Annotated in this window: 22 protein-coding genes; 5 read left to right on the forward strand and 17 right to left on the reverse strand. The window is 49.6% G+C overall.

Annotation, left to right across the window (positions count from 1 at the left end):
* Nucleotides 1–16: 16 nt before the first annotated feature.
* Nucleotides 17–2221: a serine hydrolase domain-containing protein gene (locus AC3WQT_RS16580; RefSeq protein ID WP_492705268.1), complete on the forward strand. Its 2205-nt coding sequence runs from the start codon at nt 17–19 to the stop codon at nt 2219–2221.
* A gap of 85 nt (nt 2222–2306) precedes the next feature.
* Here AC3WQT_RS16580 and AC3WQT_RS16585 read toward each other — a convergent pair whose 3' ends face one another.
* The 7 genes from AC3WQT_RS16585 to AC3WQT_RS16615 form a co-directional block, all read right to left on the reverse strand.
* Complete coding sequence (locus AC3WQT_RS16585; protein ID WP_492705270.1) at nt 2307–4031, reverse strand: response regulator; 1725 nt, start codon at nt 4029–4031, stop codon at nt 2307–2309.
* A complete protein-coding gene (locus tag AC3WQT_RS16590) occupies nt 4018–5532 on the reverse strand; it encodes an ATPase domain-containing protein (RefSeq protein ID WP_492705272.1) in 1515 nt (504 codons plus the stop codon). Before AC3WQT_RS16590 ends, AC3WQT_RS16585 begins: the two co-directional genes overlap by 14 nt.
* A gap of 211 nt (nt 5533–5743) precedes the next feature.
* Nucleotides 5744–6349, reverse strand: coding sequence for a hypothetical protein (locus tag AC3WQT_RS16595; protein ID WP_492705273.1), 606 nt, complete (start codon nt 6347–6349; stop codon nt 5744–5746).
* Nucleotides 6350–6427: 78 nt separating this feature from the next.
* Entirely contained in the window at nt 6428–7150 is a 723-nt protein-coding gene (locus AC3WQT_RS16600; protein WP_492705275.1) for a hypothetical protein, read from the reverse strand.
* Nucleotides 7151–8257, reverse strand: a complete 1107-nt coding sequence (locus AC3WQT_RS16605) for a hypothetical protein (RefSeq protein ID WP_492705277.1) — start codon at nt 8255–8257, stop codon at nt 7151–7153.
* On the reverse strand, nt 8254–10509 hold the full coding sequence (locus AC3WQT_RS16610; RefSeq protein ID WP_492705279.1) for a sensor histidine kinase: 2256 nt from the start codon (nt 10507–10509) through the stop codon (nt 8254–8256). The genes AC3WQT_RS16605 and AC3WQT_RS16610 overlap by 4 nt, the downstream gene beginning before the upstream one ends.
* A 10-nt stretch (nt 10510–10519) precedes the next feature.
* Nucleotides 10520–11878, reverse strand: coding sequence for an Eco57I restriction-modification methylase domain-containing protein (locus AC3WQT_RS16615; RefSeq protein ID WP_492705281.1), 1359 nt, complete (start codon nt 11876–11878; stop codon nt 10520–10522).
* A gap of 550 nt (nt 11879–12428) precedes the next feature.
* On the opposite strand from AC3WQT_RS16615, the gene AC3WQT_RS16620 reads away from it, so the two are divergent.
* On the forward strand, nt 12429–13907 hold the full coding sequence (locus AC3WQT_RS16620) for a serine hydrolase (protein WP_492705282.1): 1479 nt from the start codon (nt 12429–12431) through the stop codon (nt 13905–13907).
* Between the two features lie 79 nt (nt 13908–13986).
* On the opposite strand, the gene AC3WQT_RS16625 is transcribed toward AC3WQT_RS16620, so the two are convergent.
* The gene (locus AC3WQT_RS16625; RefSeq protein ID WP_492705284.1) at nt 13987–14961 is read right to left on the reverse strand and encodes an alpha/beta fold hydrolase; all 975 of its coding nucleotides are present in this window, start codon (nt 14959–14961) and stop codon (nt 13987–13989) included.
* Between the two features lie 158 nt (nt 14962–15119).
* Here AC3WQT_RS16625 and AC3WQT_RS16630 point away from each other — a divergent pair, with 158 nt between their 5' ends.
* On the forward strand, nt 15120–15998 hold the full coding sequence (locus AC3WQT_RS16630) for a helix-turn-helix domain-containing protein (RefSeq protein ID WP_492705286.1): 879 nt from the start codon (nt 15120–15122) through the stop codon (nt 15996–15998).
* Nucleotides 15999–16184: 186 nt separating this feature from the next.
* On the opposite strand, the gene lipA is transcribed toward AC3WQT_RS16630, so the two are convergent.
* The 5 genes from lipA to AC3WQT_RS16655 form a co-directional block, all read right to left on the reverse strand.
* Nucleotides 16185–17168 carry a lipoyl synthase gene (gene lipA, locus AC3WQT_RS16635; RefSeq protein ID WP_492705288.1) on the reverse strand — a complete coding sequence of 328 codons (984 nt, stop codon included), beginning with the start codon at nt 17166–17168 and terminating at the stop codon, nt 16185–16187.
* Nucleotides 17169–17190: 22 nt separating this feature from the next.
* Entirely contained in the window at nt 17191–17856 is a 666-nt protein-coding gene (gene lipB, locus AC3WQT_RS16640; protein ID WP_492705290.1) for a lipoyl(octanoyl) transferase LipB, read from the reverse strand.
* A gap of 422 nt (nt 17857–18278) precedes the next feature.
* Nucleotides 18279–19214, reverse strand: coding sequence for a PhzF family phenazine biosynthesis protein (locus AC3WQT_RS16645; RefSeq protein WP_492705291.1), 936 nt, complete (start codon nt 19212–19214; stop codon nt 18279–18281).
* A 152-nt stretch (nt 19215–19366) separates the two neighbouring features.
* On the reverse strand, nt 19367–19960 hold the full coding sequence (locus AC3WQT_RS16650; RefSeq protein ID WP_492705293.1) for a cysteine hydrolase family protein: 594 nt from the start codon (nt 19958–19960) through the stop codon (nt 19367–19369).
* A 29-nt stretch (nt 19961–19989) separates the two neighbouring features.
* Nucleotides 19990–20307: a DUF2917 domain-containing protein gene (locus tag AC3WQT_RS16655; protein WP_492705295.1), complete on the reverse strand. Its 318-nt coding sequence runs from the start codon at nt 20305–20307 to the stop codon at nt 19990–19992.
* A gap of 215 nt (nt 20308–20522) precedes the next feature.
* On the opposite strand from AC3WQT_RS16655, the gene gcvA reads away from it, so the two are divergent.
* On the forward strand, nt 20523–21440 hold the full coding sequence (gcvA, locus tag AC3WQT_RS16660) for a transcriptional regulator GcvA (protein WP_492705297.1): 918 nt from the start codon (nt 20523–20525) through the stop codon (nt 21438–21440).
* Between the two features lie 41 nt (nt 21441–21481).
* Here gcvA and AC3WQT_RS16665 read toward each other — a convergent pair whose 3' ends face one another.
* Both AC3WQT_RS16665 and AC3WQT_RS16670 read right to left on the reverse strand, forming a co-directional pair.
* Nucleotides 21482–21763 (reverse strand): HP0495 family protein, encoded by a 282-nt coding sequence (locus tag AC3WQT_RS16665; protein ID WP_422977197.1) that lies wholly within the window; start codon nt 21761–21763, stop codon nt 21482–21484.
* 105 nt (nt 21764–21868) lie between these two features.
* Nucleotides 21869–22828 (reverse strand): LysR family transcriptional regulator, encoded by a 960-nt coding sequence (locus AC3WQT_RS16670; RefSeq protein WP_492705299.1) that lies wholly within the window; start codon nt 22826–22828, stop codon nt 21869–21871.
* Nucleotides 22829–22929: 101 nt separating this feature from the next.
* On the opposite strand from AC3WQT_RS16670, the gene AC3WQT_RS16675 reads away from it, so the two are divergent.
* Nucleotides 22930–23598, forward strand: a complete 669-nt coding sequence (locus tag AC3WQT_RS16675) for an NADPH-dependent F420 reductase (RefSeq protein WP_492705301.1) — start codon at nt 22930–22932, stop codon at nt 23596–23598.
* Nucleotides 23599–23753: 155 nt separating this feature from the next.
* On the opposite strand, the gene AC3WQT_RS16680 is transcribed toward AC3WQT_RS16675, so the two are convergent.
* Both AC3WQT_RS16680 and AC3WQT_RS16685 read right to left on the reverse strand, forming a co-directional pair.
* The gene (locus AC3WQT_RS16680; RefSeq protein WP_492705303.1) at nt 23754–24602 is read right to left on the reverse strand and encodes a D-amino acid aminotransferase; all 849 of its coding nucleotides are present in this window, start codon (nt 24600–24602) and stop codon (nt 23754–23756) included.
* A gap of 153 nt (nt 24603–24755) precedes the next feature.
* Entirely contained in the window at nt 24756–25904 is a 1149-nt protein-coding gene (locus AC3WQT_RS16685) for a D-alanyl-D-alanine carboxypeptidase family protein (RefSeq protein ID WP_492705305.1), read from the reverse strand.
* Nucleotides 25905–25963 lie beyond the last annotated feature (59 nt).

The raw sequence follows: 25963 nt of genomic DNA on the forward strand, positions 1-25963 counted from the left end.
CATCTGCTTCTCCATCATGCGAAACATAGTCCTGTTCTTCCCGGTTTTCATGCTGATATTTTCCGCGAACATTTCAGCGGCTACATTATCTGCTACCCTGTCGGCCGACACGGACAGGCAAATCCGGTTGAAAAGATTTGAGCAGTTCGTCGCTACCCAAATGGCGAGGGATAAGATTCCCGGCTTATCCATAGGCTATATGCAAGACAATGTGATGTGGGCCCGTGGCTACGGCTATGCTGACCTGGAAAACAAAGTCCCTGCTACAGCAAGGTCCAGTTACCGCCTGGCCTCAGTGACCAAACCCATGACTGCGGCGGCGATACTGCAACTGGTAGACAGCGGCAAAATCTCGCTTGATGCCGAGGTGCAGAGCTATGTGCCTTACTTCCCCAAAAAGCCGTATCCCATCACCTTACGTCAATTGCTGGGTCACCTGGCAGGCATCAATGCCTACGTCAATCCACAATTGGAACAGCACTTCAAAGACCATAAAAATACACGGGAATCCATTGCCGTATTTGAGAATTTTGACCTGATCGCTGAGCCGGGTACGCGGTTTCGCTACACCAGTTATGGCTATAACTTGCTGGGTGCAGTGATCGAGGGGGTATCAGGCATGTCGTATGGCGATTACATGACAAAGAATGTATGGGGGCCTTTGGGGATGACTGCTACCAGGATGGATGATCCCTACGACGTCATCCCAGACAGGGTACGTGGTTACCAACTACAGAATCAGCAAATAAAACATGCCGAGTTTATTGATATCAGCAGCCGTTTTTCTGCTGGTGGAACACGTTCCAATGTCATCGACATGCTTAAATTTGGTGATGGCATTAACCGTGGACGCATTGCCTCCACAGAGGCGCAGGATCTGATGTTTGACTCCATGGTGACCAATAAAGGAAAATTGACTAATTACAGCGCGGGCTGGCTCACCAATCCTGTCAATGGCAGGTTTTCTATTTCTCACGATGGTGTGCAGCCAGAAACCTCCACCTATTTATTCAATTTTCCTGCGCGTCATCTGACGATTGCTGTCGCAGCCAACCTGCAAAGAGTCGACACCAGCATTTTTGCCGAACAATTATTTGAAGCCGTCACAGGTGAGATATGGGATATGCCTTTGTATATCCATGATGCGCAAAAGCGGGTTTATTACGATGCCGTGAAAAAAGTGTTCAATGAAGGCAATGCTTACTTTGAGCGCAAGCAGGCTGCCTATCTTGATGAGTTGAAAGAAAGCAAAGCACTAGGTGAAGCCTTCAGTCTTTTCAATCAGCATCTGAAATCTGCGGCCTTGAAGAGCGATGCAAAGCAGGCCCAGCTTTTCATGAGCGAAGCGCAACACCCGGCAGGAGGATTGCAGTTGCGTAAAATCGGTTCGTATATGGCAAAGAAACTGCATGACGCACATCCTCAATTATCGACATATTCAAATCGTGGAGCGATTGCCTTCTTTCATGACTATATCGCCCTGTACAAACAAGATAGCTCTATCGCGACAGCATACCGTTTTGATGTGGCGTTTGAACAGCAAGTCGCGCAATTAAATGCGAGCTGGAAAAAGACTAGCCGTATCAAATTGGTCAAGCAAGATTTTGATGTGCAAAAATATATTACAGTAGCGGGGGCACGCAAGGCTGCCAGTGAGGCCAAACTGGTGAAAGTACTTGCGACACTGCACCATAAAATGAAACAGGCATTTCAGAGTGCAACGGTTGCACCTGACTACCTCGCAGATTTGAAGGTTTTGGCCCAGGATCTGATCCGTAGTGGCAATGCTGGTCATGCGCTGCAAATCGGACAACTGGCGCAAAAAATTTACCCTTCATCAGATGGCGCTCACGCACTTGCAGGTGTGTTGGAAATTTTTTCAGACGATAAAGAAAAAGGAGTCGCTACACTCAAAACGGCTGTCAGTCTTGATCCCCAGGGTGAGGCCGGCGCCGTTGGTCTCAATAATGCAGCCTACCGTTTGAGAGGTACAAATGGACCCGGAGCCGGGTTGAAGATACTTCAGGCTGCAATAGAACTGTATCCCGATGATGCCAACTTGTACGATAGCCTAGGTGAATTTTATGCCGCACTGGCAATGAACCAGAAAGCTGTTACCGCTTATCAAAAAGTCCTGGATATCAAGCCCGGCGATAAAAATGCAAAAGCAGCGATACAAAAAATACAGGCATTGCAGGATTTAACTACCAGTAAAAATTGAATGCAATTTGTGCAGGCAGTTCATGAAGGAATCGATTCATTAAGGAGTAATGAATGAAGGAGTTTATTTACGCGCTGAATACAGGCTAATGCTGGGGATGACCTGCGTGCCGCCGTAGCGCCTGATCAACACTGGAGGCCAGCTCAATAAGTTGAAACGGTTTGCGCAAGATGGCATTACCTTCTATGACCTGGTCAATCGCTTCCATATCCGCATAGCCGGTGGCGATAATCATGGGCAGGCCGGGGAACTCCTGATTGGCGATATCAACCAGCCTGGCTCCAGTCATGCCCGGCATCAGATAGTCGGTGATCATCAAATTCGGTGTTTCACGTCTGAGCTCACGCAAACCAGACTCGCCATCAGGTGCCTGGCTTACCTCATAGCCCAGTGCTTCCAGCGATTCCACCATGGATTGCCTGACGGAATCGTCATCTTCCACTACCAGTATCCTTGTTCCAGTAGTCACCAATCGCAAAACAGGAACCAGGCCTTGCTTGTCTGTATCTGCAAAATCTTCTGCCGACCTGAGCCATATTTCTATCGTAGTACCGATACCCAATTCGCTGGATACCCGGGCAGTGCCGCCGGATTGCTGGGCCATGCCATAAACCTGGCTCAGGCCCAGGCCGGTTCCCTTGCCTACGCCCTTGGTTGTGAAAAAAGGTTCAAATACCTTTGCCAGAATGCCGGGAGCTATTCCATGTCCGGTATCTGTTACCGAAATAAGGCCGTATTTGCCAGGCGGGAGCAAGTCTTCTGGTGGTATTGCCCTGGATGCCCTTACCGAGAGTTTGCCGCCCGATGGCATAGCGTCGCGGGCATTGATGGCCAGATTGAGCAAAGCCATTTCCATCTGGTTTTTATCGGCCATGACAAAATCCAGCTGGTGGTCCATTTCAAATTCCAGCTCTATCAATGAACCCAGGGAAGTTTTCATCAACTCCCTGACACCTTCGAACAGTGCCAGTACATCAGTCGAGCGCAGGTCCAGTCTCTGATTGCGGGAGTAAGCCAGCAACTGGCCGGTCAGCTTGCCGCCCCGCTCGCATGCCCGTCGGGCCACCTCGGCTTTGCGTCTTGCAATGTCATCTTTGGACAATAGCAAGATCAAATCCATGCTGCCCTGTATGACATTGAGCAGGTTGTTGAAGTCATGCGCGATGCCACCAGTGAGCCGCCCCATGGCTTCCATTTTCTGGAATTGCACCATTGCCTGTTGCACCCGTTCACGCTCGATGACCTCATTCATCAACCTGTCATTGGCTTGCGCCAAGGCACGTGTACGCTCTTCTATGCGAGACTCCAGCGTCTCATTCAGTTGCAGGAGTTGTGCCTGGCTGTCGCGCAATTTTTCAGTCGCCAGCATTCTGTCCTGCAAGATATTGCGTGCTTCATATTGACGCCGGCGGCCCCGCAAGGCAGAGACAGTGGCGCTACGCAAGGTTTCTGAATTGAGCGGGCGTTCCAGCAGGACGACATTACCCAGTTGGTCGAAAGTACTGCTGGCTGCACTGCCAGCGATGTTGCTGCCTTTGGAAATCAGTACCACGAAGGGGAAATCAGACCAGGGTTCCTGCGTACTCAGCCAGGCAATGAGCTGCCTGGTGCTGGAGTCTTGTAAGGTCTCTTCGGCAATCACACAAGCACCAGCGCCTGCTGACAGTTCATTGACCATGGCGTCAAAATTTGTTACTGCGCCGCATTCGAAGCCGCTGCGTAGCAAGAATTGATAAATGACTTCAGCGTCCCTGCCATGGGGTGTCAGTATGAGTATGCGCTCGTCTAGCGCGCTGTTATCGCTCTTCATCAGCAACTTCCACCAACATTGGGGTCGTGCCGCGATAGGTGGGGAGACCAGTCAGTACGCCTTCAAATCCTTCCAGCGCTTCACCGATAATGATGCCGCCGCTGCCCAGTTGCAACTCATGAATAGTCAGCATGTGGTTGCTGGTCCTGCTTTTTATCACCGTAATGGCGCGGCGTAATCTGCCATTCGATTCAAAAAAGCGTAGCAGCACCGTAGTGTCACTCAGGTAGCTGAGGTCAACATCCGTACGCACTTCACCTATCAATCCATGCTGGCCCAGCACCAGTACTGTAGTGACCCCCTGCTGGTTCAGGTAAGACAGCAGCTCGTGCATTTGCAGTGTCAGGAAATGTTCGCCAGGCATCGCCTGCAGGTAAGCATTCAGGCTGTCGATGACGATAAATTGCACGCCATTCAATTCAACCGCATCTCGCAACATTTGTGCAAATTCACCGGGAGCCAACTCGGCGGGATCAATGTGCTGAATCGCCAGTTGACCATTATCAACATAGGGCCGCAGGTGCATATCCATGGAAGCCGAGCGGGTAAAGAAAGTCCCCAAACCTTCATCAAACAGATAGAAAGATGCCTTTTCTCCACGCTCCAGCGCTGTCAACAGGCAGCGCACCGACACTGTCGTCTTGCCTATGCCAGAAGGCCCGACGATCAGCGAATTCGTACCGGCGACTAGCCCACCACCCAGCAATTGATCAAAACTTTCCAGGCCAGTAGAGCTGATGTGTGTTTCAAATTTCCGGTAATGCTCTGCCGCTACCAGGCGCGGGAATATTTTCAGGCCGCCAGTTTGCAGAATATAGTCATGATAACCACCACGAAACTTGATGCCGCGCATCTTGATGACGTTGACACGGCGTCTTTCTTTGCCAAACTCTTGTGCAATCTGCTCCAGGCTGATGACACCGTGGGCAATGCTATGCAGCTGTTGATCGGGGCTATTTGACTTGTCATCCAGCAACAGCACCGTACAATCACGCAGCGCGAAAAACTGCTTCAGTGCCAGAATCTGCCTGCGGTAACGCAAGGGGTTTTGTGCCAGCAGGCGCATTTCAGACAAGCTGTCAAAAACAACACGCAATGGCTTGAGCTCATTGACACGGTCCATGACGTTTTTGGTGGTTTCACCCAGTTCAACTTCAGATGGATGAAATACAGATTGCTGGGCGTCCGGGTGCAGCGAATTATCGTTGGCCAGCTCAAATACCGTGATCTTGCCGATATCCCAGTTATGGCTCTGGGCTACCGCGTCCAGTTCATCCGCCGTTTCTGACAGGGTGATATACAGTCCGCGTTGCCCATGCGCCACGCCTTCCAGCAGGAACTGCAGGCCCAGCGTAGTCTTGCCGGTGCCAGGTGCACCTTCCACCAGGTAAACACGTTGAGCGGTCAGTCCACCACAAAGGATGTCGTCAAGTCCTGCCACCCCGGTAGAAATACGTGTGGTCGGTTTGCGGGTTTCGCGTGAGAGAGAAGTTTCTATCATAGAGTGTCAGCGCATGAGGCGTAAAAGTAAAACAAGGCACCGCATGAAATAGAGGTCAAACCACACCAGATGTTGCCGGGACCCGTATGCTGACAGCTATATCCATGGCTTATTTTAATTCTTTGGTGACATCCCGTATGTGCGAGATCTCACATAAGACGACGAGTGCTGTTCGTGGTGTCATGCAGAGCCTGCATCCCATACTGACAAACTAAATCATGCTTTCCGGCACGCCACGTTGCCATAGCCAGGCAGTGATTCTTTGTGAATTTTGCGCACCCATGTCTGCTTCCAGTTTTTTTAATACACTGGTCAAGGCTTGTGGCTGCCACAAGAAATCAAGATGGGGTAGTAGCGCCTGGTTTTCCAGGTAAGAAACAGGGCGCTCCAGATTGGGATGATGCAGTGCCAGTTGTTTTTGCACCTTGTCATCCACCACGCAATAGCTGGCTACCATGCTGGTGGCAGGGTGGATGCGCAGGGGGAGATGAGGGTTGAAGCTGGCTAACGACCTCAATTCTGAAGGCTGATAATTATTTGATTGCCTGGTTTGTTCGTGCAGTGCGAGTACCAGTGGGTGCTCAGATGGTGACGCTGTGACACCGGCATTTTTAAGCCCGGACCTGTCTTGCCAGAATGGTTTGTCATGACACCAGGCCTGGGCATAATATGACTGCGTCCAGTAGCTGTGCCGGGCGCAGGTTTCTATCAGTCTCTGCTCAAAGAAATTGCGTGCCAGTTCGTGGCTGTTTTCATTTTCTTTCTCATTTCCTTTTTGATCTGCCCCGTTCAGTATCGTATGTATCGCAATGGTCACGTCGATGCAAATCGTTTTTGCAAAACTAGGGCAAATCTTAGTACAAATCAACGGATAGTGCCTTTCCTGAAACGGAAATTATGCCGCTGCAGTGATAGGGTACCAATCTGCGACGTGAAATGGATTCCCGCCCATCATTTTTTCTGTAAAAGTTGGTCCTGCGGACTTTAGGTCCATAGGAATCAATGAGCGGTTGACCTCCTTAAGAAAGTTCTGAAAATGTTTCTCTGGATCAGTTGGGTCAATTGCATGGTCAGCAATCACCATGAGAACCGCTGAGAAAATATCCATTTGAGCAGTTGGGATTCTAAGCGTTCTGATTTCGTTATGCTGTTCAGGATACTCTGGAAGTGTAAATTCTTTTTTCCAGGAAAAAAATCTCTCGCCCGCCTTAAGTTTTGGCTGAGCATGAAATATTGGATGGTTGAATTGCTTTTTGTTGTCGTGAAAATCGAAATGAAAACCACACATCGGGGTCAAGTTTTTCGTTGGATTATTCATATCTTTCATACGACAAAAACTTATTTCGGTGTTGTACGTTAGTAAAACTGGTTTCTTATCATTCATGCTTCCTAAAAGTTTCCCAACTACAAAAATATTTTCTGTTTTTTTGGGTGATTTTGGCATTTGTCGCATACCTACAAAGCTAGCCATTAGATGATATTCATCGTTTTCTTTTGCTTCGTATATCGATATCCCTGAAAAATCGACTTCAGGGCAAACTTTTTTTAACAGCCCCTTTGTGCTGGAGTTGAACTCATTCAACAGACGGTCTAAAGATGAAATGAATGCGCGAGACATTTAGATCCCCATCATCGGTGCAACTGAATCATATAATTCCGTATCAATACGACTCAGGTCTGCACCTTCTGGTATCCAACTCAGTCTACCAACAGAGGCAGCTAGTGAAATTGAGTCTCTGCGAACAAGACAATAAAACCCTGCAGGAGAATTCTGAGTAACGCAACAAATCGAAGGATTCGCTTGAATATTTTTCTTTTTTAAATACTCGACTCCATCTTCGCAATCTGCATCTACGAGAATCTGGTCCAACTCCGTACGCCACCAATAGCCTGCAGTTCCGCTAAACGGGCCAGTATATTTTGCAGTGGAAAAATGTTCTCCATGCTTTGCAAAGTCAACTTGACTTAAATTCACGTATGAGGCTGATGCAACTTCGTTGAGGAGAACACCTGGAAACGGTAAAATATAGTTGTGTAACCAACATCCCAATATAAATGGCATGCGCTTTTCCATTTGTGCTAAGGCTGCTTCTTGATCTTTTGAGTCAAGATGATCTATAACATCACTAGCTAATGTAGGGCCGGTTGCGTAGCGAGAAAAAAATGTAACCATCCCTGGTCGCCCGAGAACTGAAGATATGATTGAAGCCGGGCCTGCTTTTTTTACTTCATCAGAGACGCTATTAAATGCTGTCAGCAATGCTTCAAAACCGTCTGCAACGGCTAATATTTTCACCGCAGCAGTGTCTATATCAGAGATATCAATCGAAATTGCAAATGATCGAGTTTGACTGTATATGCCTCGAAGTTCCTGTGCTGAGGTTGATGCACCAGGTTTCCGATGATAAGTACATATCGGAATAGATGATTGTTTACATGCCTCTGTCAAAGTACTTTCAGAAACTCGTACTTCATTGAAGGCAGACAAATCGTGATCGGCGACAATCATTGCCAGGTTGGCTTCAGCTAGTATAACTCTTCGCCAAACATCTTCATCTGCGTTTGAAACCTTCTTTGCAGCATCATATTGAGATTGCCATTTTTCCTGTACTTTTTCTTTTTCCCAAATTTCGATCTCATATTTATTACTGCTCAGAGGCGTTAATGCATTTTGCAATTGCATTTGTAAACTTGGGTTGTCGTCAATTATAATTATTTTTCTCATTTTTGTTCCAATGGAAGTTCTACACGAAAACAGGTACTGAAGCCAACTGGTGGCTCAGTTAAAAAAATGCGCCCTTTCCTAGCTTCAACGACCTTTTTCACTAGAGGCAAGCCTAATCCCATACCTGAGCCGAGAGGATTATTTTCTGAAGATGTTGTTGTGTACAATGGATCCCAAATACGGTTTTCGACGTCGGGAGGAATTCCGGGACCATTGTCTAATATCTGTAATATGTGTTTCCCTTTCTCATTCCAAGCTTGAATACAAATTAATTTTTCTGCTTGGGGTTGTACGAGCAGAACCTTTAATGCATTTGTAAAAAGGTTGTGGACGATTCCTTGATACATCGCGACCGGAATAAGGGGAGCAACTAAAGTTTTATTGATCGCAGAAGTATCAACTTCAACATGACGCTCTTTTTGGAATTTACTGAATGTGGAAATTACGTGTTGAAGTACTGGCAAAACACGATAGGGTTTTACTGAGTCAAGATGTAAATTTGTTACGAACAATCGAGTATAGTCAATATAGCCCGTGAAATATTGTATTGACTCATCTATCGATTTTGCATAGCCTGTTAGCGCAACATCTTTTTTCGCAAGACCTCGAATTATTTTGGCCGCACCTTCTAAATTCATCAAGGCTGCTTGAAATTCGTGTGTCATGAAACCTGCTACAACTCCCAAGAGACTCATTGTTTCAAGTCCCTCGCGAGCTGAACGGTCATATTCATCTAAATTGTCGATGTCGCGTCGGACTTTAGTATAGTGCCCGACGATCCGTTCCTTATCTTCTCTGTTGAGGCTTTGCGAACTCTTTATTTCTTTAATTACCGCGTCAATTTCCTTTTGTTTGACTAGATAACGTTCATTTCTTGCTCGTGCTTCGTCTTCAAGTTGAATTTTTTTATCTGCTAAAGAGATTATTTCAACAGCGAATCGAGCAACGTTTTGAAGCCCGCGAAATCCCTTATTCGAACTAAACCCTTGTCTATCCATGCTAGGGCTTAATATTTCATCGTCGTCGACATTGCCTGGATTCGTTTCAATGAAAACAGCGCCAACAGTTTGATAATTGGTCGGTAAACTGACCATTGGATTTCGCTTGGGTTGACTGGCATCAATCGGATCCATTGGAAAATATTTTTCCGTTATCGTCGAACGCCATTTTCTTTCATTATGTGCAGTGTCGTGATCGAGTTGAAGCCAATCGTCATCCCCGGTTCCATATGGTCTAATATGAAATCCATGATCGAACACTTTTATACCGGAATTTTTTCTCACCCAGCTCCACGCATCTTTTCCATTGAAATCTGTTTTTTTTGCAAAAACACCGCCTCGCCTTGGAAAATATCTTATATCCGCATATACGCGACATCCAATAGAATTTGGAACTTTGACACGTTTTTTTATATATTCACCCTCGCGGTTAGCGTGATAAACATGTACAGTCAAATAGCCGTTATTCAAATCAACAGTTGTACGAGCAACAAAATTGCTTAGTACTAGAGCGGCAAGAGGCTCTTGAGTTTCGGCTTCATTTGGTTCGTCACCAAAGAGAACATTGAAACCTGGATCTTCATTTCTCTTACCATCGCGCGCGAGATAATTCTTAATTTCATCTGGCGCATCGTTTATAAAAGCATATACAGGCGACGCAATACTTAACACGCCACTTTTAACCGCATAAAGCTCCTTGTCCGCAATTGCAACCCGTAATTCAGATATGGTTAATGTTGTTCCAATCGCTTCTTTGCTCGAATTTAGTTCGTATGGAACCTTTAGTGACAAGATATCGTTGCTTTCGTCGAGTTTTGTCCAGTCGAAAATAGCGGTGAGTTTTTCCTTCTTTCCTTGCTCGTTGATAGCAACAGATTCAAGTTTTAATTTTCTGCCCAAGAATCTAACAGCAAATCGACCTACTCCTTTTGATCCGGTTAATTTGCGGCCGAATTTTTCTGAGTGCGGCATGTCTGCCTTATTTCCAGTAGCAATTCGCATCCATTTGTTTTTGAATGCATCGTAAGACATGCCTGTACCAGTGTCTTTGATTACGATCTGATCTTCGCTGACTGTAATTCGGCATTCGCCCGCATCTGCGTCGTAAGCATTCTTTATTAATTCTGTTAATGCTACTTCGGCATTGCTAACTAGGCGTTCGCCGAGTTCTTTTAAGATACGGCTCTCGATGCTAAACTGTACGAATTTTCCTTCATCTTCTGACACAAATTTTTTCAGCGTAGCTTTAGCCATAAATTGCTCTCTATAGAGTCTTAACCAAATCACAGACAATTTTATTCATCTGACCAACTTCTATTTTCTTCAGTCGCCCAGAATGTGCGACAACTCCAGATTGGAAATCGAGAGTTGAAAGTGCTTTGACAAGATCGGGGCGTTGTTTGCTTTTTACGTTGTGAATACCTTGAACTGTTCCAACCGCGACCGCAGAAACCTTATTTTCAAAAAATTTTGGGCCTATTCCAATGAATGCAGAGGAGTAAATTATGTCAGCTGGTTTGTGTGGCCTCGCCTTCCACCATACCTCTCGAATATTGCAAGTATAATTATTTCGCATAGACTCCGGGATAGCGTTCAAGTACCCCATGAGTGCGGCTGAAGGCGTATCCCAAGTATTGAGTAACCAGCAACGCTTTCCTGTTTCAACATAATATTTGTTGAATCTAATTTCAGTTAAAGATTGTAATTCCTCTGGAAGATTTTTTAACGATGTAACGCAAGGAACCACGTCTTTACCAATTTGAAGTCGATTGTGAATTCTTTGCCCTTCCGTAAGGCAAAAAATGTTTTGTCCGCCAGGACTTAGCCCCCTTTGTGCAAAACAAGAGTTGCCGCGTCGCACATACTCAAATACTTCAGCCTCACCAGATGCGTATGTTTGTCGCTCACTTTCAAATGTCCGATCCATCTTATGATATCGCCATGACCCATCCTTTTTAGATTTATCTATAATCGTAAAAGAGGCGGTAGTCATTACTCCATCAAATATGTCCTCAGTGAATCTATAAACATCGACATCCCATCCATTTTCCTCAATAAATTTTCGAATTGGAGCAGATGAAGGGCGAGATACCCACTCAAATGGGATTACTAATGCTACGAGGCCATTTTTATGAGTTGCCGCGAGTGCTTTACATAAAAAAAGCAAAAATGCATTTGAGCGGCCGTCTACACGAAATTGCAAATCTTCTTCTAGTGAATCGGCAACTCTTTTAAACCAAATTTTATTGATGTCGTGATGACGAACAAACGGCGGATTGCCAATGCATAAGTCGAAATCGCTTTCTGATGACTCAAAAGCGCATTCATTTTTTAATTTGACATTTTTGCGAAAAAAATTTGGAGAAAATCGTTTCTCGTCGATCTCAAATCCTACATATTTTTTGAAAATTCCATAAGACGCGAATCTTCCGTCACCAGCCCCGAAATCAACGACTCTATTAATAGATTTTCTTTTTTTGTGAACAATTTCCCAAAGCGCCTCAACAAATTCATGTGGAGTGTCGACTTGGCACTTAGCAAGATATTCTTTTGAGTTGCTCGTTTCGTTCTCAATTTGAGACGTATTAATTTTTACTTCTTCGAATTCTGTAGTGAATTGCATTTTTCTTTTGCGGTGGCAACTTTAGGAAGAGAGTTAATAAATTTGCATTTGCAACTTATTGCTTATGGCTATGATTTTAACGTACATCTAGACTTGATTAAACTCTTAGGATCACTTCCAACTGTTTTAAGTATTATATTATTAACAAATAAAATAATGTTTTAAAAAATGCAATAAAGTGACTGATAAGTGATTTTTGATGCCAAATTGAATTAGCATATTAAAAATAGATATCGCATTTTGTATATTTGTTAAATTAACTACAAAATACTTTATTCATGACTAAATAGTAGCGTTCAGTCTTACTCAAGGAGTTGCGGATTTACCTATTAGCAGGAATCAATCTGGTGATAATAGCCTGCAGGCAAATTTCTGAACATTTGCACCAAACGAACTAATGTCATGTATATCAACCTGTCAAGTACAAAGAACTATTTTGTTCCCCGTAGGTCGAACGTGAAATGAGGCAGAAGTATATTTGGCGTGAAAATGTAACTTCTGCTTAATCAAACACTCAAGTAACATTCTTTTCTTTGGAAAGCTGATTTGAATGACAAAATTGATTGCCACGCTCTGCATAGTCTGTAGTTTGATGGGAGCGACAGCAAATAACTATGCCGCAAATGCCAACGACACTTCCGCAAAAGCCCTGACCTCCGACACAGAAATCAAACAACAAATCGACCACTACATAAAAAGCGAAATGCAGGAACGTCGCATCCCCGGCATGCAACTGGCTGTGGTCAAAGCTGGCAAGATTGTTTTGTTGAAGTCTTATGGCCTGGCTGAGATTCCGAATGCAGTTGCCGTAAATGACCAGAATGTGTTTTCCATTAACTCTGCGACCAAGTCATTTACTGGCGTTGCCGCCATGCAGTTGGTGGAGGAGGGCAAGCTGGATTTATCTGCGCCGGTGTCGCGTTATCTGGATGGTTTGCCTGTTGCCTGGCAGACGGTGACTGTGCGGCAGTTGCTTACTCATACCTCGGGTATTCCTGACATCATCAGCAGCAAGATACCTTCGCTAGCGACGCCGCAAGAGGTGGATGCGGCTTGGGCTGCGATTCAGACCTGGCCTATGGAGTTCAAGACTGGTGAGCGGTATCGCTACAACCAGACCAATTATATTTTGCTGGGCAAGATCATAGACCGTCTGAGTGGCATGCCGTTTATCGAGTTTTTCCAGAAGCGGCAGTTTGCGGTGGCGGGTATGCGCAGCGTGGGCTTTGGTGAATCGCGTGATGTGATACCGCACAAGGCGGTGTCATACAGGTATGAAGAACCGGGTGGCAGCCTGCGGCATATTGTTGAGACTTATCCGCCATTCTTGCGCACGGGCGCGGGCATGAATAGCAGTGCTGAGGATGTGGCCAACTGGCTCATTGCGCTGCAACAGGGCAAGCTGATTTCTGCTGCGGGTTTGAAGCAGCTCTGGACGCCGGGTACTTTCAATAATGGGAAGCCAACTGTGTGGTCGCTGGGCTGGCCCGTGATGCGTCAGGGTGAGTATGCTGCGGTGGCTGGCGTGGGCGGCGCGCGCTCGGCATTTTATGTGTATCCCGGCCATGATCTTGCCATCGTCACGCTGACCAATCTGGCAGGCGCTGATCCGCAGGGCATGATCGATGATATTGCTGGCTTTTATTTACCGGGCTTGAGAAAAGCGCATGGCGGTGCTTATGCGGCGCATCTGTTGCGTGAGCAGATTGCGCAGGATGGCTATGCAGGACTGGCAGCGAAATTGAACAAGATCAAAATCGATAAGGGTTTGCCTGATCCTTCGGAAGATGATTTCAATTCCTGGGGTTATCGTTTGCTGAGCAAGAAGATGACTGATCAGGCGGTGACGGTGTTTGGCCTTGGCGTGCAGATTTATCCCAATAGCGCAAACCTGCATGACAGCCTGGCGGAGGTGTATGAGTTCCAGGCGGATAAGATAGCGGCTTTGAAGCATTACCGCTTGTCGTTGGGGCTGGATGCGCAGAATAGTCATGCGGCGGAGCGTATAGCGGCGCTGGGTGGGAAATGAATGGGAAGTAAATGTTCCCCGTCTGTTGAAAGCCAGCCTGAGCTAGCTTTCAACACAGCCTTGCAACCTGATATGCCCATCACACTTTCCATAAGCGGCGGGCTTCTTCCGCAATCACATCCGGAAACTCTTCCTGAAAAAACAGTTTCCCTTCTGGTATGACACGTATGCCGCGTGATTGTGGAAATAACCGGTCAAGATAATTTGCATCAGCCAGGGGAAACAGGGTGTCGCTGCCGCCCCATACTATCCTGACGGGAATGTGGCTGCGCTTGAGTGTTGCCTCTATGCCCGCCAAGGGGTTGGGTTCCAGCGCCAGGTGGAAGTCGTGGTATTGCTGGCGGCGCAGTGCTGAGCTGACCAGTGGCGTGACGTAACAGGCGATATTGTCAGCGGTAAGTGTTGCCGGGTTGTGGAATACGGCAGCACCGAAGGTGGCGCGGGCCATGGTGTTGTCGCTCAGCCATTTGGCGGTTTCGTCAGCCAGGGTGCCAGCGCGGGCCATCTTGATGACGGGCTGCACGCCTGCTGGCGGGCTGTCTGGCTCGACGTCGCAGTTTGTCAGTAACATGCTGCGCACGCGTTCTGGATAGCGTGCCGCAAATAGCTGTGCCACTGCACCACCACTGTCGCTGGCAATGATATCGACAGCTCCAAGCTTCAGGTGATCCAGCAGGCTGATCAGCATTTGCAACTGGGCATCGGCCGTCAGTGATTGCTGTGCGGGTACTTGTGTATAACCCAGGCCCATGAAGTCGGGCGCAATGCAGCGGCGGTAGGGTGACAGCCTGTCTATCGCACCACGCCACTGGAAACCATTGAGTGGCGCACCGTGCAGTAACAGTGCAGTGTCGCCCTGGCCGCGTTCTACATAAGCGATTTTGCCGAAGGGCAGGCTGGCAAAGCGGCGCATGGCATGAAAAGCTGCGGCATCCGTTGCTGGCTGCTGCATGTCTGGTTCTTTGGATAGTGCCAGGGCTGGCATCAGCAATGTAGCGCTGACGCTGCCAACAATGGCTGCGGGGGTGATTTGCAAGAAAAGCCGTCTCTTCATTTTTATCTCCAGATGGGGTTTATAAGCGAACCGTAGCAGTGGAGACGATGCTAACAACAGCATTTTGAAATGGCGCGCACAAACAGCCAGTGCTGAGCACAGGCGGATGATTTGCGCTACATTAATACTTCTTCAGGTGTGCATACTTAGAGGGCGTGATGACCAGACCTGCGTGCTATCCCCATCCATCTGCGGCGCTGCTGGACAGTGCTGGCAGCCATGATTTGCCGCTGCTTGATGTGCTGACTTCACCTGTACCAATTGGCCTGTTCAATTCCCCCGTCGATGCACGCCATGTACTCTGCCTGCATCTGGGTGACCCCGTGCCTGTGTCTTACCGCGCTGGTAATTATGAACGGCAGGGCGTGCGCCTGCATGGCCAGTTCTGTGTCGTGCCTGGCGGCTCCAGCACACGCTGGACACTGACACAACCCGCCACATCCTTGCTGTTGCGCCTGTCTCCGCAAATCCTTAGCGACACTGCAGAAGCCATGAACATGGGTACACAGAATACGCAGCTTGCGCCAGCCATCCATATCCGTGACCCACAGATAGAATGCATAGGCTGGATGATGCAAGCCGAGGACCATGACGCTTATCCAGGTGGGCGTATTTTTGCCGACAGCCTGGCAGTCGCCTTGGCCGCCCGCCTGTTTGCCTTGCAGTCACGTAAGCCAGCGACAGACCCGGCAACCGGCCCCGGCTTGCCAGGCTGGCGCTTGCGCCACGTCATTGATTATGTAGAGTCACATCTGGATAGCGACCTCACCCTGGCCGAACTCGCTGCCGTGGCCGGGTTCAGCCTGTCGCACTTCAAGTCACTGTTCAGACAGGCGACAGGCATGCCAGTGCACCGCTATGTCATGGAGCGACGCCTGCAACGCGCACGCCAGCTCATGATGGAAGGCAAACAGAGCATGACAGAAATCGCCCTGGAAACAGGCTTTGCCCACCCTAGCCATCTCGCCCGTAGCATGCGCCGCGTGCTGGGTTTGAGCCCGGCGCAGATTCGGGGGATGATGACATCGTCAATATGATGCAAGCAGGTTCATCTTGCCGATGGTAGGGGAAACGATCATTCTGAATCATTGTTGGGCTGATGAAGCATAGCCTGGTGAGGCCCAGCCCAACGTGGCCCGGCCCAACCTACCTACCTACGCAACTCACATAAAAAAACGGCTCATTATCTTGAAAATAATGAGCCGTTTTTTGTGCTTCTATACTTAAACTTTTACATCCGTCCCCACGCCATGCGCTTGCTGATCTGCATGGTAGCTTGAACGCACCATTGCGCCAACGGCTGCGTGCGCGAAGCCCATTTTGTAGGCTTCTTCTTCATACATCTTGAAGACATCAGGGTGTACATAGCGGCGTACTGGCAGGTGGTGGCCGCTTGGTGCCAGGTACTGGCCTATGGTCAGCATGTCGACATTGTGGGCGCGCATGTCGCGCATGACTTGCAGGACTTCTTCATCGGTTTCACCCAGACCCACCATGATGCCGGATTTGGTTGGGGTGTTGGGGTGTTGTTCCTTGAAGCGTTTCAGCAGGTTCAGGGAATATTCATAGTCAGAACCCGGGCGCGCTTCCTTGTATAAACGCGGGGCGGTTTCGAGGTTGTGGTTCATGACGTCTGGTGGGGCCATGTTGAGAATTTCCAGTGCGCGGTCCATGCGACCACGGAAATCTGGTGTCAGGATTTCTATGCGTGTCATGGGTGACAGTTCGCGTACGCGGGTAATGCATTCGGCAAAGTGGGCGGCACCGCCGTCGCGCAAGTCGTCGCGGTCAACTGAGGTGATGACGACATAGCTGAGCTTCAGCGCAGCGATGGTTTTTGCCAGGTTGGCAGGTTCATCGACATCGAGCGGGTCAGGGCGGCCATGGCCGACGTCGCAGAATGGGCAGCGGCGGGTGCATTTGTCACCCATGATCATGAAGGTGGCCGTGCCTTTGCCAAAGCATTCACCGATGTTGGGGCAGGAGGCTTCTTCGCAGACTGTCACCAGTTTATTGGCGCGCAGGATGTCCTTGATTTCATAAAAGCGGGTGGTAGGTGAACCGGCCTTGACGCGTATCCAGTCAGGCTTGGGCAATCTTTCCATCGGCACGATCTTGATAGGGATGCGTGCGGTCTTGCTGGCCCCTTTTTGTTTCTCGGTAGGATCGTAAGCGGTGGTGGCGACGGGTGTGTTTTCGGTTGTCATGGTATGAAGCGATGTCGAAAAATCAGGGGGCAGTCAAAAGATCTTGCAAATTCTGTGCGAGTGCATTCTGGACTTGGCTTAGCGGCACGGTCACGCCCAGGGTTTTCATGTCCACGGTGGCAAGGCCAGCATAGCCACAGGGGTTAATCCAGGAAAACGGTGTCAAATCCATATCCACATTCAGTGATACGCCATGATAGGTGCAGCCATTGCCGCGCACTTTCAAGCCCAGGGCGGCGACCTTGGCGCCTTGCCACTGGCCGTCGCTGACATAGATGCCGGGCGCGCCTTCTTTGCGTTCGCCAGCGAGATTATACGCTGCCAGGGTGTTGATGACTGCCTGTTCTATCTTGTTGACGAATTCGCGGGCGAATAAACGCGCCTTGGGGTGGCTGCGGCGCAAGTCTATTAACAGGTAGATCACAACCTGGCCGGGGCCGTGGTAGGTGACTTCACCGCCACGGTCGGTCTGTACTATGGGGATGTCATGGGCGGCCAGCACATGTGACTGGTCGGCGCCCAGGCCCAGAGTGTAGACGGGCGGGTGTTCAACAATCCAGAATTCATTTTGCGTATGCTCATCACGGGCATCAGTAAACGCGCGCATGGCGTCGAAAGTGAGCTGATAGGGCTCAATGCCGCGATGGATGATGCGGGGTGTGACGTTGGGGGCGATGGCAGCTTGCATAGACTGCTAGTGTAACATTTTGTTAGAGTGAGGTCTTTGCTTGTGTAAATGCTATTAGTGCCCTAAGTTATTAGTTCCTTGAATAAATCTGACGAGAATCGATGCGATACTGCGTCACAAATGCGCGCAAGGCACCAGCCTTGCTGTGCTTTGTTCCTTGTCTCACACCGACTTCGCCTGATTTATTTTTCAAGGAACTAATAACTTAGGGCACTAGATGGATAAGTGATAAGTTTATGTTGGTTAGAGGAAGTTTTTTTATGCAGTTAATAATAGTTTGTTCGTTATTAACAAACGCCACTGGAGCGCCAGCCCGGTGGTCTCCTGCCTGCGCAGGAGCGACGAATTTGAGGTTGCTTGTTTTTATAGCAGTGAGCGAGCGGTGTGTGGGCCGGGCCCAACCTACGATATAACCTCGCCGATCAAATCCTGACCGCCATGGTCTTTTCCACCCTGGCTCTCCCTCCCACCATGAGGCTGGGTATCTGCCCTTCTTGTAAATCCAGCTCAACCTTGATCAGGCTGGGGGAGGCCGGTTCCATGAGTACGCCTTGTTCTATCTGCAAGGTCGGGCCGGGGATGTTGTATTGGGTGTAGAGCAGGCAGGCCAGAGGGCCGGCGGCGGTGCCGGTTGCGGCTTCTTCACCTATGCCGTAGCGTGGGGCGAACATGCGGGTACTGGCGGCGTGGCTGCTGTCTTGCACATCAAGGGTGAAGGGATAGAAGCCGACGAGGTCCAGCTCTTCGCTGATGTTGCCGATTTCTTCATGGTCGGGCTGGATATTTGCCAGGCATTCGCGGCCTATGATGGGGATCGCGAGGAAGGCATTACCGGTATTGACGATGGTGGGAAGACGGTCACGCAGCAGGTCATGTTCGGTCAGCCCCATGCTTTGCAATATGCGGGTATAAAGGCTGGCGTCGTCAGCGCAGTTGCTATCGTCGGCAGAAATGACTTGATAGCGTGGCGTGCTTTGTTGCATGAAGGCCAGCTCACCCTTGATGAGGATGTCGCGGTTGCCGTCTATGGTTTGCTTGCTGCACAGGCCTTCGCTGACTTTGCCCAGTTCGCGCAAGAGTGAAAACGTAGCAACCGTGGCATGGCCACAATGGGCAATCTGGCGGTTTGGGGTGAAAAATTCCAGCTTGTAGGTGGCGCAGTCTGAGCTGGAAACAAAGGCGGTTTCTGATAAACCTACGGCGCGGGCGATCTGCAGTTTTTGTTCTGTCGTGTAGCTATCGGCATTCAGTACTACTCCAGCCGGGTTACCACCTTCATTTTGCTGGGTAAATGCGTGAACGATATGTACTTCTATCGGCTTGCCCATGTCCATTCCTATGCTTGTCGGAATGGACATTATAGGAGCTTAATCCCCAGACTTACCAGCCGGATTTTTAAGGGTTATCCCTTAGAACCTGCTTACGATCTTACTGCGCAAGCGTGATCGGGCCTCATGTGCTGCTCAAAATGCTCATGTACTGGAGTACATTCCGCTTTTTGCACTGCTCTTCATCCCGCTGACGCTCGCTCGCTACAGATCGTAAACAGGTTCTTAGTGTGTGATGCAATGATGTCGGCTGTATTCTTGACCACGCAAAATTCATTGTGCAGGCTGGCCAGGTGGACGCGGTGGATCTCTTCTGCCGGTATCAATTCACCATTGACGCCGGGACGGTCAAAGGTGGCGCAGGCATCGGCTACCAGTTCTACGCTAAAACCCAGATTACCCGCCATGCGGGTGGTAGTTGATACACAATGGTCCGTGGTCAAGCCAGCGATGACGAGTTGCTTGATGCCCTTGACTTGCAGCCATGCTTCGAGCTCAGTGCCGATAAAGGCACTGTTCACTTTTTTTGTGAAGATGGTTTCGCCTGGCAGAGGGTGTGCCAGTGGCTTGAATTCATAGCCTTCTTGCCCGGCACGCAAGGGCGAATCTGGTTCTTGCGACTGATGGCGTACATGGATCACAGGCTGGTCTTGCTCACGCCAGTGTTGCAGCAGGGCGGCCATATATTGCTCGGCCGCCGGATTATTTCGCTGTCCCCACTTGGGATGATCAAAGCCTTGTTGTACGTCAATTAAGATCAGTGCAGTCTGTGCCATATTCGCCCCGGTGCTTCTGTTCTATTTAATTAAGCAAACGCCTGGCTCAATTTACGTGTCAGTTTTTGCAGATAGCTGGTACCAGCCATCGTTTTGACGTTGATCACGCTTGATACAGCGGACAATTCAATGACGCTGGCTTGATTCTCAGCTTCGATCACGACGAATTGATTGGCAGGTATGACCATGGATTCGCCAGTGCTGAGCCAGTAATCATCAGTCTGGCCTGCTACTGTCAACCACACGCGGCCACATGCCACTTCAATTTTGCGGGCGTGTTCGGCTGTGCCAGACAGTGTGCCACCGGCGGCGATCATGTATGATGGGTTTGCGAAATTATTTGTCATTTCCATGCTCCTGGTATTTTACTGCTAAAGTGGCAATGCTATCTACTGAGTAGAGGGTGAAAATCACTTTGTTGCACTGCGATAGAAGCATTGTAGTCTTGCCTCATAAGAAAATAAAACGAGTAATTTTTGAATGACTTGCTAAAATAATTCACAATAAGATCGTAATAAGCTTATAACAAATTCACACTCGGCTTACCTTCAGCTTACATAATATGGATTTTCGACGACTCCCCAATTTAGCTGCCCTGCGTGCCTTTGAAGCAGCGGCGCGCCATCAGAATTTTTCCAAAGCGGCGCAAGAGATCCACTTGACCCACGGTGCGATCAGCCATCAGGTGCGGGCGCTGGAGGAGGAACTGGGTGTGCCCTTATTCATCCGTCATGGCAAACGTATCAGCATAACGGCTGATGGCGAACAGTTTGCCGCGACCATCAGAAAAGCCTTGATGGATCTGGGCGATGCCGCTGATTTGCTAAAAAAGCGCAATAAGCAAAAGCGCCTGGGCATTACTTCGTTGCCATCGTTTGCGGCGCGCTGGTTGTCGCCGCGATTGGGGCGGTTTATCGAACATCATCCCGATCTGGAAGTCAGCCTGCAGTCGAGTAATCACCTGGCTGATTACAATATGGAATCTATTGATGTGGGTATTCGCTTTGGCCTGGGCAATTACCCCGGCATGATCAGCGAATTATTGATGGGGGATTATTATTACCCTGTCGCCAGCCCGCATTATCATGGCGGGCAGTTGCCGCTGACACCTGCCGAGTTGGCCAGCATGCAATTATTGCGCTGTGATGGTGAACCCTGGGAACCCTGGTTTCGCGCTGCCGGATTGGATAATGCAGAGCCGACCGGGGGGCTGGTATTCCAGGATTCATCGATGCTGGCCCGTGCCGCGGTAGATGGCCAGGGGATAGCCCTGGGCAGGCATATCATCGTGCAGCCGGATATCAAGGCGGGTTTGCTGCAGCGCCTGTTTAATGTCGATATCCCTTGTGAAGTTGCTTATTACCTGGTGTACCCGCCAGAGGCACTGGCCAAACCACAGGTCAAGGCTTTCAGGGAATGGTTGCTGGCAGAAGTCGCCGAAGAGAAAAAGCAAATGGACATGTCAGGGGCACTGACCTGAGGGTTTTGCCTGACTGGTCATGACCAGTCAGGCAAGATTGCTTACAGTACGAATTTCACCATAGGGTGGGACGACAGCGCACGGTACAGATTATCCAGTTGTTCGCGGCTGGTGGCCAATACCGTCACGGTCACCGAGATGTAGGCACCTTTGCTGGATGGGCGCATTTCTACCTTGCCTGCATGAAAGGTCGGGTCAAACGAAGTCACGACTTCCACCATGGTCTGGGTGAACTCGTCATGCATAGGTCCCATGACCTTGATGGGAAACTCACTAGGATATTCAATCAGACTTTCTTCGGGGGGGATGGGTCTCATTTCCATAATGTTTCCAAATCTTAAAATAACTTAATGTCAGTATATGGGGTCTTGCTATTAAATTCCAATAGCATCGCTCGCTGCCCCCATGTCAACATGCCAGCTTTTGCTTCAGGCATGAAAGGCTGTAAGTGATGCCAAAGGCACATGCAAAGACTCGGTCTGTGCCAGCTCTTCCAGCAAAAAATCCACGGTCGCCTTGACGCGGGGCGCGATCAGGGCGCGGTGTGGATATTGCAATACCATCTGCCTGTTGCCTGCTTCATGAAAAGTGCCCAGCACGATCTTGAGCTTGTTGTCGCGCAAATAACGCCATGAATGGTGGACGGCCAACTGGGCAATACCCAGGCCCATGATGGCCGCCTGCACTGCAGATTCAGGGGCTGATACCGTCAGGTCAGGCTCGCGCGGGTAGGGGCGGTTTATCTCGCCCTGCCTGAGCTTCAGGTTCCAGGTCGTCATTTTGCCATTCAAAAAACGCACGGCGATTTGCTTGTGATGGTCCAGATCACTGATCTGTTGCGGCACACCATATTGCTCAAGGTAAGAGGGCGCCGCCGCCAGTATGGTGTACAGAGGGCAGACTGCGCGCGAAATGATGCTCGAATCTTCTATCATGCCGCCGCGCAAGGCCAGATCATAACCGTCACGCACCAGGTCTATGCGGTGGTCATCAAAATCTATTGCCAGTCGCAAGCAGGGATGACGTTGCTGCAATTTGGGTAGCAAGGGCAGCAGGTAATGCTGACCAAAGGCATTGCCTGTCGATATCCTGACTTGGCCGACCACTTCTGCATGCTGGCGGCTAACACTTTCCACCGCATGATCAAGTGCATCTATCGCGGCGCGCGCGTTTTCCAGAAAAGTCTGGCCCTCAGTGGTCAGTTGCAATGAGCGTGTGCTGCGGTTCATCAGGCGCACGCCCAGGGTTTGCTCCAGGCCAGCCACATTCTTGCTGACGGCTGCTGCTGAAATATGCAGGGCCCTGGCGGCTGCCGCAAAGCTGCCACGGTCTGCCGCCTGTATGAAAGACAACATGGCTGGTATGCGTTGAGAGGCATCGAGCTTCATATTCGTAACCTGAGGTTGTGAGTGAAAATAAGAATAGCTGGCTTATCAGCATTAATCAATAAGATCACAATCCACCTATCAACACAGACAGGAGAAACAAAATGCAAGCAGCTACAAAGACAGTCGCAGTTTTGGGTAATGGCGTGGTGGGCGTTACCGTCGCCAAGGGTTTTGCTGGTCTTGGTTATCAAGTGATCTTTGGTACCCGTAATCCCGACAGTGATAAAAGCAGGGAAGCGCTGGCAGCAGTGCCAACAGCAAAGGCCAGCAGTTATGCAGATGCTGCCAGGGCAACTGACCTGGTTTTCCTGGCTCTGCCATGGGATGGTTTATCTGACAGCCTGGCATTGGCTGGCCCTGACAACTTTGCTGGCAAAACCGTCATTGATGCTGTCAATCCACTACTGGATTTTGCTACAGGCTCGCCCAAACTGGCGGTAGGTTTCAGCGATTCTGCCGGTGAACTGGTACAAAGACTGTTACCGCAGGCGCGGGTGGTCAAGGCTTTCAATACCATCGTCACAACGCATATGGTGCAACCAAAATTTTCGGATGGTCAGCCGGATATGTTTATTGCCGGGAATGATGCCGTAGCCAAGCAAGAAGTCTCAGCCATCTTGCGTGATTTTGGCTGGCGTAGCGCGATAGACATGGGTGATATCACGGCAGCGCGTTTGATTGAGCCGCTGGCGATGTTGTGGATCAGTTATGCATTCCAGCGTCAACATTGGACGCATGGGTTTAGTTTGTTGGGGCAGGCGAAGGCGTAGAAGCTTTAATTGTAGGTTGGGCTACGGTTTACCAGCCCAACACTCAACCTCGGCAAACGTATACGTTATTTAAAAGCCGAGTGTTGGGCTGATGAAGCGTAGCCCAGCGAGGCCCGGCCCAACCTACGAAATTAATTAAATTCTCGGCATGATATTTAAGCCACCTTGGCCGCCTGATAAGCCGCATACAACTGGTGATAAACCGCGCCGGGTTTGCCATCACCTATCGCCGCGTCATCCAGCTTCACCACGGCCAGCACTTCCTTGGTGGCAGATGACAGCATGACTTCATCTGCGGCAAACACTTCTTCGCGGGTAATGCGGCGGGCTTCGAGCTTGATATTGTTGGCTGTGCACAGTTCTTCTATCAAACCATAGCGTATGCCTTCGAGTATCAGGTTGTCTTTAGGCGGGCCCATGAGGACGCCGTCCTTGACTATCCAGACATTCGAGGCCGATGCTTCGGTCAGGTAGCCGTCGCGGAACTGTATGCTTTCGGCAGCATCGTTTTCGGCAGCATTTTGGGCTGCCAGTACATTACCCAGCAAAGAGATGGATTTGATCTCGCAACGCAGCCAGCGTTTGTCTTCCATGGAGACACAGACAACCCCGTTTTCACGTGCTGTGGCAGTTGGCAGGACGATGGGGTTGGTCATGATGAAAACGGTGGGCGTGACCTCGTCCTTGGGGAAGGCATGGGCGCGTTTGGCAACGCCACGGGTTACTTGCAGATAGACCATCTGATCATCCGCTTCGTGCGCCGCCATGACCTTGGCAATCAGGGCCAGCCATTCTTCCTTGCTGTGCGGATTTGTGATACCTATGGCTGCCAGACTGCGGAACAGGCGCGCCAGATGCTGGTCAGCACGGAACATCTTGCGCTGATAGACAGGGATGACTTCATAGATGCCGTCACCAAAGATAAAGCCACGATCCAGCACCGGGATTTTGGCTTCGGACAATGGCGTCATTTCGCCATTCAGGTAGACCAGGGGTTCATTCATGATGTCTTTATACGCAAAAAAGGTGAAGGATTTATTCTTACATGGAAAGTGGTAGCTGCTTATGCAAATACGGCATACGCACATAGCCAAGGCTTATGTGCAGCATGAAAGTCAGGCCGCACACAAACCAACTTGCAAACCAGCTCGCATTAATTACTTGAACATCAGGCGTATCGAATCCCAGGCGCGACCAAAGATGCTGGCCTGATTGACCTGCTCCAGCGCAATCACCGGCACTTCAGCAATGGCCTTGCCATCGAGCATGACTTTCATCACGCCAACCTTGCTGTTCAATGCAACCGGGGCAACCAGCGGGTCTTTGCGTTCGAGAGCAGGTTTGAGTTTGGCGGCAGAGCCTTTGGGCAGAGTCACATACAGTTCACGATCAAAACCTATCTTGACCTGGGCTTGCGTGCCTTTCCATACTTCTGGTGTGGCAATCGCCTGGCCCTTGTCATACAGCTTCAGGGTGTCAAAATTCAGATAACCCCAGTTCAGCAATTTCAGGCTTTCCTGTGCACGTACCGAGTCACTTTCAGCACCGATGACGACAGAGATCAGGCGGCGCTGGCCAGTGCCATTCGGACGATTGGCAGAGGAAATCAGGCTATAGCCACCGGCCGATGTATGGCCGGTTTTCATGCCATCCACACTAGGGTCCAGCAACAACAGGCGGTTGCGGTTGGGCTGGGTGATCTTGTTATAGGTATAGCTCTTGGTGGAGTAATACGTCTTGTAGAAATCAGGATGATCAATGATCAGGCGCGCTGCCAGGTTGGATAAGTCCTGTGCTGTCGAATAATTATCCTTGCTGGGCAATCCATGCGAATTGGCAAAGCGCGTGGATTTGAGGCCCATGCGTTCAGCTTCTCGGTTCATTTGCACGACGAAAGCTTCTTCGCTACCGGCCACGGCTTCTGCCAGGGCAACCGCGGCATCATTGCCGGATTGTACGATCAGGCCATACAACAGCTCATTGATGGTGACCGGCTTATTGGGTTCGATAAACATCTTCGAGCTGCTGCCATCGACTTTCCAGGCGCGAGTAGAGACATTGATGCTCTGGTTCAGGTCCAGTTTCTTGTCCTTGAGGGCAGAAAACACCAGGTAGGCAGTCATGATCTTGGTCAGCGATGCTGGTTCTACGCTCATGGTTGGTTCTTGTGCGGCAATGACCTGGTTGCTGGTGGCATCCAGCAATAGCCAGGCTTTGGAAGCAATGGTAGGCGCAGGCAGGGTTTGCGCGACGGCGGCTGTCATGGTCAGCAGCGAGACGGCAATTGAGGCGAGGAATTTTTTCATTGTGGTAACTAGTAAAACGGTGACAAAAAACGATTAATTGAGTGCTTGCCAGAGTCAAT

The organism is Undibacterium sp. FW305-107, from assembly GCF_058788535.1.